The 9,394-nt window shown below is 55.1% G+C and carries 7 protein-coding genes and 1 riboswitch; of the genes, 4 read left to right on the forward strand and 3 right to left on the reverse strand.

Annotated features, from left to right (window positions below; all coding sequences use genetic code 11):
* Positions 1 to 98: 98 nt before the first annotated feature.
* The gene (gene treZ, locus JX360_RS14115; RefSeq protein ID WP_244352170.1) at positions 99 to 1,964 is read left to right on the forward strand and encodes a malto-oligosyltrehalose trehalohydrolase; all 1,866 of its coding nucleotides are present in this window, start codon (positions 99 to 101) and stop codon (positions 1,962 to 1,964) included.
* A gap of 44 nt (positions 1,965 to 2,008) precedes the next feature.
* Here the strand turns inward: treZ and JX360_RS14120 are convergent, their stop codons facing one another.
* A complete protein-coding gene (locus JX360_RS14120) occupies positions 2,009 to 2,464 on the reverse strand; it encodes a hypothetical protein (protein WP_244352172.1) in 456 nt (151 codons plus the stop codon).
* Positions 2,465 to 2,627: 163 nt separating this feature from the next.
* A riboswitch (cobalamin riboswitch) is annotated at positions 2,628 to 2,763 on the forward strand.
* Positions 2,764 to 2,792: 29 nt separating this feature from the next.
* On the opposite strand from JX360_RS14120, the gene JX360_RS14125 reads away from it, so the two are divergent.
* Both JX360_RS14125 and JX360_RS14130 read left to right on the forward strand, forming a co-directional pair.
* Entirely contained in the window at positions 2,793 to 3,842 is a 1,050-nt protein-coding gene (locus JX360_RS14125; protein ID WP_244352174.1) for a sirohydrochlorin chelatase, read from the forward strand.
* 175 nt (positions 3,843 to 4,017) lie between these two features.
* Positions 4,018 to 4,830 carry a hypothetical protein gene (locus tag JX360_RS14130; protein WP_244352176.1) on the forward strand — a complete coding sequence of 271 codons (813 nt, stop codon included), beginning with the start codon at positions 4,018 to 4,020 and terminating at the stop codon, positions 4,828 to 4,830.
* A gap of 78 nt (positions 4,831 to 4,908) precedes the next feature.
* Here the strand turns inward: JX360_RS14130 and JX360_RS14135 are convergent, their stop codons facing one another.
* Complete coding sequence (locus tag JX360_RS14135) at positions 4,909 to 7,305, reverse strand: M48 family metalloprotease (RefSeq protein WP_244352187.1); 2,397 nt, start codon at positions 7,303 to 7,305, stop codon at positions 4,909 to 4,911.
* Between the two features lie 149 nt (positions 7,306 to 7,454).
* Between JX360_RS14135 and JX360_RS14140 the strand changes: the two genes are divergently transcribed.
* A complete protein-coding gene (locus JX360_RS14140) occupies positions 7,455 to 8,666 on the forward strand; it encodes an aminotransferase class V-fold PLP-dependent enzyme (protein WP_244352189.1) in 1,212 nt (403 codons plus the stop codon).
* A gap of 128 nt (positions 8,667 to 8,794) precedes the next feature.
* Here the strand turns inward: JX360_RS14140 and JX360_RS14145 are convergent, their stop codons facing one another.
* Positions 8,795 to 9,217: a sensor histidine kinase gene (locus JX360_RS14145; protein ID WP_244352190.1), complete on the reverse strand. Its 423-nt coding sequence runs from the start codon at positions 9,215 to 9,217 to the stop codon at positions 8,795 to 8,797.
* Between the last annotated feature and the right edge of the window lie 177 nt (positions 9,218 to 9,394).

Below are 9,394 nucleotides of genomic sequence, written 5' to 3' on the forward strand. Positions count from 1 at the left end.
AGGCGCTGCTGGCAGCGTTTGGGCAAGGTTGGTGTGGATCCCTGAGTAGAGAATCACCCCGCTATAGTGGGAACCGTGTTTGCTGGCCTGGATCTGTGTTGAATCATTCTTCCTTCTCCTTTGCTCCCACCCACCGCGTTGGCGCCTATCCCCTCGGCTCTGGAGGCTATCGCTTCCGGGTTTGGGCACCGTTGCTGCCCCAGGTGGAGCTGAAACTACTCAGCCCCATCGAGCAGCGGCTGTCCATGCAGCAGGATGCCGAGGGCTATTGGCAGGCGGAATTAGAAGGGATCCCAGAGGGGCCACTGGACTATCTCTTCGTCCTCCACCAAGAGCAGGGTCAGGTGGAACGACCGGATCCGGCCTCCCGCTGGCAACCCCACGGTGTTCATGGCCCCTCACGGGTTTTGCATCCAGATTTTGCCTGGCAGGATTCAGCTTGGCCAGGGATCCCCTTGGAGCAGTGGATCCTCTACGAGCTGCATGTCGGCACCTTTACTCCTGAAGGAACCTTTGCCGCCATTATTCCCCGCCTGCCGGAGCTACTGGACTTGGGGGTGAATGTGTTGGAGCTGATGCCGGTGGCCCAATGTCCGGGAGGGCGCAACTGGGGCTACGACGGGGTGTATCCCTATGCGGTGCAAACCGCCTATGGAGGAGCAACGGAGCTAAAACAGTTGGTGAATGCCTGCCACCAGGTGGGGATGGCGGTGATTCTGGATGTGGTTTACAACCACCTGGGGCCGGAAGGCAATTACCTGCGCGAATTTGGCCCCTATTTCACCGATAAGTACCATACTCCCTGGGGATCCGCCCTCAATTTCGACGACCGCTATTGCGATGGGGTACGAGAGTTTTTCTTGCAAAATGCCGAGTTTTGGTTGGAGGAATTCCACCTGGATGGATTGCGGTTGGATGCGATTCATGCCATTTACGACTTTAGCGCCCGCCCCTTTTTAGGAGAACTCTCGCAACGGGTGGAAGCCTTGAGCCAGCGCATCGGCTGGAAGCGACACCTGATTGCCGAAACCGACCTGAATGATGTCAAGATCATCACCCCTCGGGAGCAGGGGGGCTATGGGATAGATGCGCAGTGGTGCGATGACTTTCATCACTGTGTGCACACCTTGCTCACGGGTGAACGCGAAGGCTACTACGAAGACTTTGGCCGGTTAGAGCAATTGGCCAAATCCTACCGAGAAAGCTATGTCTTTTCCGGGCAATACTCTCCCCACCGGGCCAGACGCTATGGCAACTCCGCCGCTCAGCGACCGGGATCCCAGTTTGTCATCTGCATTCAGAATCATGACCAAGTGGGTAACCGCATGTGGGGGGATCGCCTCAGCCAGCTCACCTCTTTTGAGGGGTTAAAACTGGCGGCAGCCGCTTTACTCTTGGCCCCGATGTTGCCGATGCTCTTCATGGGAGAAGAGTATGGCGAAACAGCACCCTTCCAGTATTTTGTTAGCCACGGGGATCCCGACTTGGTAGAAGCTGTGCGGCAGGGTCGCAGACGAGAATTTAGCGCCTTTAGCTGGAAAGGAGAAGTGCCGGATCCCCAATCGGAGGAGACGTTTAACCGTTCCAAACTCAATTGGAATCTCAACTCAGCCGGTCAACACCAAGCCCTTTGGCGGTGGTATCAAACGTTGATTCGGTTGCGCAAAACGCTCCCCGCTTTACAAAGTTTTGAGAGATCCACCGTTCAGGCCGATCTCTTCGCAGAATCGGGTTTAGCTCTGCAGCGGCAGCAGGGATCCGATCTTCTTATCGCCCTATTTAATTTCCACCCAGAACATTCGATGGCCTATTCCGGCTGGCCGGCTGGCTCTTGGCAAAAACTTCTGGATAGTCAGGATCCCGACTGGCTGGGTTCCGGCTCAACAATGCTCCCCCAAACGACAGGGGATCCTGTTGAGGTGCCTGCCTATGGAGTAGGGGTTTACCGGCAGAAGGGTAGTTAAAAATCTCTGCGGTTGTTTGAAAGGGCTTCCCATCCAACAGGAGCTCAGTTCACCTTCACACCGCGAAAGTAGAGGGTATCGGGCAAAACAATCGGGGCTTGTTCAACCCTTTGCTCGGCTACCTTTTGACCCCGATAGGTGAGGGGCTTTTGCACAGGAGCGGCATTCCCAGAGGGCTTGCTCAAAGGTTGGCCGCGATAGGTCAACACCGGTTTGGCAGGGTTGGTGGTAGGGGGAGCAACCTGCATTTGTCCCTTGGGCTGCACCGGTACACTCGCCAAGAGCTGAGCCCATACTTCTGCGTGGTCGTTAAATTCCACCACGATGCTGCGAAACCCGCTCTCTACATCCGTCCGACAAGCAGCTACCGCGTCTTGGGTGCGCTTATACAGTTTCCGAATCGCGTAAAAGTGGTTTTGGAATTTAATCGCCTCCACCAGGCCCTGGGGGGTAGAAGCCCAAAAGCCGCTATCTGCATCGCTGTAATCCAGGATGACCATGATTGCTCTCCACGGGATATTTCGAGATTTCCCAGCTTTACTGGTTTTTATATCAGATGCAATGGATCACAACAGTGCGACTGATCACATTCGCAATCGATTTTAATCCGTAAATACCTCTATTTCCCCAGACACTATCCACCCACATCCCCCTGGGGGGCTTGGTGAATGGCAAAGGGCAAGCTAATCTGGATGACTCAGGCAGATTGGGGAAAGTGCGGTGCAAATCCGCCACTGTGACGCAACTGTGATGGGATCCCTCCCTCAGCCAGAATGCCCACCTGCCCCTATCCCACAACCCTTGCGATTCACAAGGAACGGAGTTTTTGTGTTCGACTTGCTCAGTACCGCCGCGTCCACCCCGCTTTCTCCATCTACGCCTCAGCCCCTACCCCTGTTGCTCATTGGCCACGGATCCCGGGATCCCCAAGGACGGCAAGCTTTTCTCGAACTGGCCCAAGCCTACCAAGCCCGTACCCCCCACCGGCCCGTGATCCCCTGTTTCTTGGAGTTGACCGAGCCGAGTATTGCCCAAGGGATCCAACAGTGCATCGCCCAAGGTTGGCAGGAAGTGGTGGCACTGCCGCTGCTGTTGTTTGGGGCTCGTCACAACAAGTTTGACGTGACGGTGGAGTTGGATCGGCTGCAAGCCCTGTATCCACAGTTGCGTATTCATTACAGTGGACCCCTGGGGATCCGCAGCGAAATTCTGCAACTGCTGCGAGCGCGTTTGAGGGCTTTGTTGGCTGCTCAACCTCCAGGGATCCCGGACTCGGAAACCGTGCTGCTGTTTGTTGGTCGTGGATCCAGCGATCCGGAAGCCAATGCCGAAACCTGTAAACTGGCCCGCCTGCTTTGGGAGGGATCCGGTTTTCGCGCCGTCGAGACTTGTTTTATCGGCATTACCCATCCGCGCCTACCGATGGGGTTTGAACGAGCGTTGTTGTGGCAACCGCGCCGGGTGATCGTTTTGCCCTACTTCCTGTTTACTGGCGTGTTGGTGAAAAAAATCGAGGCTGCCATCCAGGAACAACGGCTCCTTCATCCAGGGATGGACTGGCTGGGTCTACCGGAACTGGGCATTGTCGATACGATTTTGCAGAGCCTGCGCCAACTGGAACAGGAAGCCCGACAGGGCCAAACCCAAATGAATTGTCACCTATGCAAGTTTCGACTGGCGGTAAAAGAATGGGCCAGTGCTCAACATACCCATCCTCACGACAATGCTACGCATCGCTTACGCGATCACGGCCACTCCCCCAGCCACAGTCATCACAACCACAGTCATAGCCACTCCCATCATGGGCATGACCCTACCCATGCGGATCCTTGGGCTCAGATCGAGGATTATCACCAACGGGCCTGGCAAGTACCCTAGTGGGGGCGGATCCCAGAGGGTCGAGCTCGCGATGGACAAGATAAACTCTCAAGATAGACTCTTAATTATTAATTACAGGCCAGTTCTCAACTGGCTAACGCTCTGATTTGTTCGGGTCATGATGGTTTCCCGCTCCTCTTGGGTCTCTGGTGCCGCTGCTGCGGGGATCGGGATCATGACATGGGCTTTGGTGGTGGGGCTGTTGGATCAGATGATGCCAACTCTACCCAAACTGTCGATCTCGCTGGCTTGGATCCCTGGGATCCTGGCGGGCCTTGGGGCAACTTATGGGGCTTTGAGCACCCTGAGACTGGCCCTGCAATCGGAGTCTTGGACTGACTTTCGTGCGTCGCTGTTGGCCACTTGGGTGCCTTTTGATCCAGCAGACCATGGAGGTAAGCCCCGGCAACCTGCGGTGGATCCCCGCCCTGGGCAAATTGCACAAGAGATCCAACAAATTCAGCTACGCCATCAAAAGACCCTGAACCGCATCAAGCAACAGGTGCAAGCGGAGATCCAAACCTGTGAACGAGCCCAGGCCCAACTGCGCAACGAACAACAACGGTGTCAAGTACTTCAGGCCCAGGCCCAGCAGTTGCAACAGTACCTACAGACATTACCCCCTCACACGCCTCCCCCATCCCAAACCTCCAACTCCCAAACATCCAACAAGGAGCGAGAACTGCGCCAAAAGCTTCGTCAGCTGCAATCTCAAATTGTTACCCTCAAAACAGAATTGGAACGGCAAGGGATCCAGCTGCAACACTCCGAAACAGAACGCGCCCAACTGCAACAACAGCAGCAAAAGCTGAAGCGTCTCTTGCGCCGCGCAAAAGCTGAAAACCAAGAGCTCCGCTCACAACAAGAGCATCGGGCCAAACAGATGGAACAAACCCAACAGGAACTACAGGCTTTGCAAAGCTCCTACCGTGCCCTACAAGTCTTGCAGGAAGTGGAATCGGGTTTACCCCAAAGTGATTCCGCCTGAGTTATCTTTCCCCCAACTCTTTTCCAAACAAAGGGTGGCTAGGGCGCAACGGAAACCATTGGGACTGGGAACCTCCTCTCAAAGCAGCACCATCAACCCAATGGCAACCACGACCCCAATGACACCCCACACCCGCTGCCAGAAGGGATGATGACTGGTCACAACCTGGCCTTGAGGCTTTTGGAAATGGTCCAGATCCATCCAGGCAGCCACCCCTCGCCGGAACCAGCCCACCGCGGATCCCTGCTCACCGATCAACCCTTCCACTTGGTTTGCTCCAAACAAGAAGTTGCCCAACGGCCCAAAGCGAGAGGCATAGCGCAAGAAGATCATCCCGGACTCATCCTGAAACTTTAGATCCGAGCCAAAACGATATCCGGCATCGCCCCGCCCGATCACCCGTCCTTGGAGTTGCATGGGCAAACCGCGTAAGGGGCTGGCATAGGGGTTGCTCATTGCCTTCAACACATTCAACGCCGGAGGATTATTGAGGCTGGGGTACATCACCGTCGTTTTCAGCAATTGTCCCACACTGCCTCCCAAAACTATCCATCCAGCAAAGATCCCAAACTGCCCCGCTAATAAGGCCGGGATCCCCAACAGCGTTCCCAAAATGACCCCTATCCAAACAGCATTTAGCAACACCACATCCAGAGCGAAGCCCCCGTAGAGCTGTTGTCGGTTCAGATGTTTACCCTGCGCCGCCACGGTGGCCATATCAAACTCTACTGGCAGATCCAGTTGTTCGGCATAAGTTCCCAGGGCGCGTACCCGTTTACCTGTTAGCGGATGTGTAGAATTCAACTCCATCCACCAAGCCCAGGGGTTAAACAGATCCCACAAAAACACCTTGCCCACCTGGCTGGGATCCGCAGCCACCCGATAGGCAGTACCGGCAGTTGTAGCCGCCTTGGCATCATAAATCCCTAGGGCACGGGTGCCTTCCAAGAGACGGGAGCTGCGCCGACGGGTTTCCTCATCTTGTTCCCGTTCTCCTTCCTCCACAATGCCATAGGCAATTTTCACCAAAGCCCGCGAGAGTGCATTGGGGTTGCCGGTTACTTCAGCAGCAAAGTGGTCGGCGAAATACTCCCGTACCCGCGAGAGGTAAAGCAACAGGTAGGATCCCACCACGTAAAAGATATAGGCAATAAACGCCAGCGAGCGGATGTTTTTGGCAGCCTTGCTATCGCCACGAATGTCGCGCACGTAGGCATAAATCAAATAGGTAATCTGCACCAACGTCGAAACCAGGGTCATGACGGCAAAGTCCCAGTGGATCACATGTCCCAACTCGTGGGCATAGACTGTCGCCACTTCCCCATCTTCCAAGTAGGTAAACAGCCCTTCGCTGACGACAATACGGGCGGTGTCGGGCAGGCTGCCGTAGGTAAAAGCAGTAGGGTTCTGGTCACGGATCAGCCCCAACTTCGGTTGCTTCAGCTTGTGTTTTTGACAGACCCGCTCGATCACCTCTGCCGTTTCTGGGCTGCGCCGCTTGATCTCCGCCAGGCTGACCCATTCGGTGCCATAAAGCCAACCTTGAGTGAGATCCATCAAAAAGGGCGATAAAAAGAAGATCAGCCCATTAAAGGCAAGGGTGATCAGAATTGAAAAGATCAAATAGGCAAAGGAAAATCCGCCCTCTAAGCTGGCAATAATCGCCAACGAAAGTACAAACACCATCCCAAACAACAAGCCCACGGTCACTGCCGAGGCCGCCGTTAGATTACCGGCAAAACTGGCTAAGGTGAGGGAGACTCCCATCTGAGGGGCACGATTGCTGCGTTTCAACTGTCCCGTGGTGCGGTTGGGAGTAGGCGGCACAGATTCCAACTCCATCAGGGTGGTGTTGGGGTTAAAGCAATAACGACTCAGCCAAATGCTCAACAGGCGCAGTTGGTGCTGATTCAGGGTTTTCAGGGGTTCCAGCCACAAAGCCGCCTCCACAGACAGCATCACCGTCGAGACTGAGGTTGGATTCTCGAACAGCGTGGGCAGCAGGGGCAAGACCTCGCGCTTTTGTTCGGTGGTGAGACGGTGAAAAGCGAGGATGGCCTGGCAGAGCAAACCCGGCGGCTTGGGCAAATCGGTGGTCAGGAGCAATCGATTGTCGGTAAAGCAAAAGCGGCTTAGATCCAGAGGCTCATGGGGATCCGCTGCCGGTGAGACTGGATCGGGTGGGGCGGATTGCTGAAGCTTGATCTGGGTTTTCCAGTCGGCGGCGTGTTGGCCAATCGGGCGACTGTAGAGGGCCAAACTTTTCACCTGTGGATAGTGCGCAGAGACCGTGGTTTGGAACCAGGAGGTGAGTTCTTCGTAGTCGAGGGTGAGATCGGCAGGCCGATTGATCATCACCACCAAGGCGTAGGCTTCTGATTCACCGTCTCGAATTGGCTGGGTTTTGACCTGGAGTTTCAGGCGTGGGTTTTGTAGCGCTTGTTCTAACCACTGAGTGATCTGCAGCTCGTTCATAGCCATCTCCCGAGTCTAAAAGAAGAGCAGCCATTCGCGTAGAATGCCATCGGCCTCCACACCGGCCATTGTGACATTTCCCCTTGCAAGCGGGATCCCTCCCTGATCACAGACAGCCTGTACACCTCTGCGGCCCCATTGGGTAAACCATGTCTTTCTCCTCCAACATTGGATTCGATTTCTCCAGATTTGGTACTGCCCTTCGCCCCCTGTGGGGGTTAGATCCGCAGGCGATTTTTTTGAATCACGGCTCCTACGGTGCGACCCCCAAAACGGTGTTACAGGCTCAGAGTGCTTGGCGAGAACGCCTTGAGGCCCAACCCGTACAGTTTATGGGAGAGGTGCTTCCCCGGGCTTTGCGGGCGGCGGCAGCAGAGTTGGCCCATTGTGTCGGGGCTGAACCTGAAAATCTGGTGTTTGTGGAAAATGCCACCAGTGGGGTGAATGCCGTCTTGCGCTCCCTGCAGTTTCAGCCTGGGGATGAGATTGCCTATACCAATCAGGGCTATGGAGCAGTCCGCCAAGCAATACAGTTTGTCTCGGCCCAGTCGGGATCCCTCCCGGTTGAAGCGCAGATCCCCTTTCCGATCACGGAACCGGAACAGGTTGTGGCAGCCTTCGAGGCAATTCTCACCCCCCAAACTCGCTTGGCGGTCTTGGATCACATCACCTCACCCACAGCCCTAATCTACCCACTACCGGAGCTGATCAGTCTTTGTCGGGAGCGCGGCATCCCCGTTTTGGTGGATGGTGCCCATGCCCCCGGAACCCTCCCCCTAGCGTTGGAAACCCTGGGGGCCGATTGGTATACCGGCAATGCCCATAAGTGGTTGTTTGCCCCGAAAGGCTGTGCCTTTTTGTGGGTGGCACCTCATCAACAGGCTCATACCCACCCAACGGTGATCTCCCATGGTTTTGGTCAAGGTTTCCTAGCCGAGTTCGATTGGGTGGGCACCCGGGATCCCAGTGCTTGGTTGGCCATCTCGGCAGCCCTGGAGTTTATCCAGGGGTTGGGGATAGATCCTATTCGTCAGCACAACCATACCCTGATGATGCAGGCGCGGCAGTTACTCCTGGAGCGTTTCGGGGGGATCCCGCCTGCTCCGGAGAACATGTTGGGTTTTATGGCCACCCTTCCTTTGCCATCCTTTTGGCAGCAGTGGAGGCTGGATCTGCCTTTACCGATTCGGGCCCGCCAGTTACACGATGACCTTTGGCACAGACACCGCATCGAAGTGCCGATCATCCCCTTTGCTGAGCAGCTTTGGGTACGTATCTCTGCTCAGCTTTACAACCATTTGGCAGAGTACGAGCAATTGGCGTTGGCATTGGAACGTCGGCCCGATGGTTTTGCGGTGTAGAGGTAGAAAGAGCCATATGAACATCTGACTCTTTTGCCCCAACTCTATCGCCAAGTTATTATTCCTGAAGCTGTATACCGAGAGCTTGCAGATATCGATCCTCTGTATAACCAGCTCCTAGATGGGGATCAAATAATGAGTGAGGGCAAATTCAGTTGAAAACAGGTGCAGGCATCGTTGCTGTTGACCTGGATGGATCCCCCCAGTTGTTCCACAATGCTTTTCACGAGGGTGAGCCCTAACCCACTGCCTCCCTGCCCCCACAGATCTCGTTTTGGGATCCGGTAAAAGCGGTCAAAAATATGGGTTAATTCTTCGTCGGAGATCGCTTCCCCAGAATTGCGCAACTGGATTTGCAGTTCGGTTGCGGCGGATGGAGTGGTGTTGGTGCTGGCATGGGCAAAGGTTTCCTTTTCATGAGCAATACAGCTGACTTCCAATTGGATCCAACCCCCAGGAGGAGTGTACTTGCAGGCATTGTTGAGCAATTCTTCCAGAACTCGGTAGAGACTACTACTATCGGTACAAAAAGTTTGACAACTAGGATCCACCCTCACCTCAAGGTGTTGTTGCCGCTCCTGGCACCGACTCAGAAAGGGTTGTTTGACACTCCCCCGGTTAGAAACCGGGGGATTCTCCCTTCTAGCCCCTTGCAACCTTAGACTGCAAGGTATTCATGGAGTTCAGGGGATTGCCAACTACCCCATCCCCTGAGCCGACCCTACCTA

This window comes from Thermostichus vulcanus str. 'Rupite', assembly GCF_022848905.1.
Taxonomy (GTDB): Bacteria; Cyanobacteriota; Cyanobacteriia; order Thermostichales; family Thermostichaceae; genus Thermostichus; species Thermostichus vulcanus_A.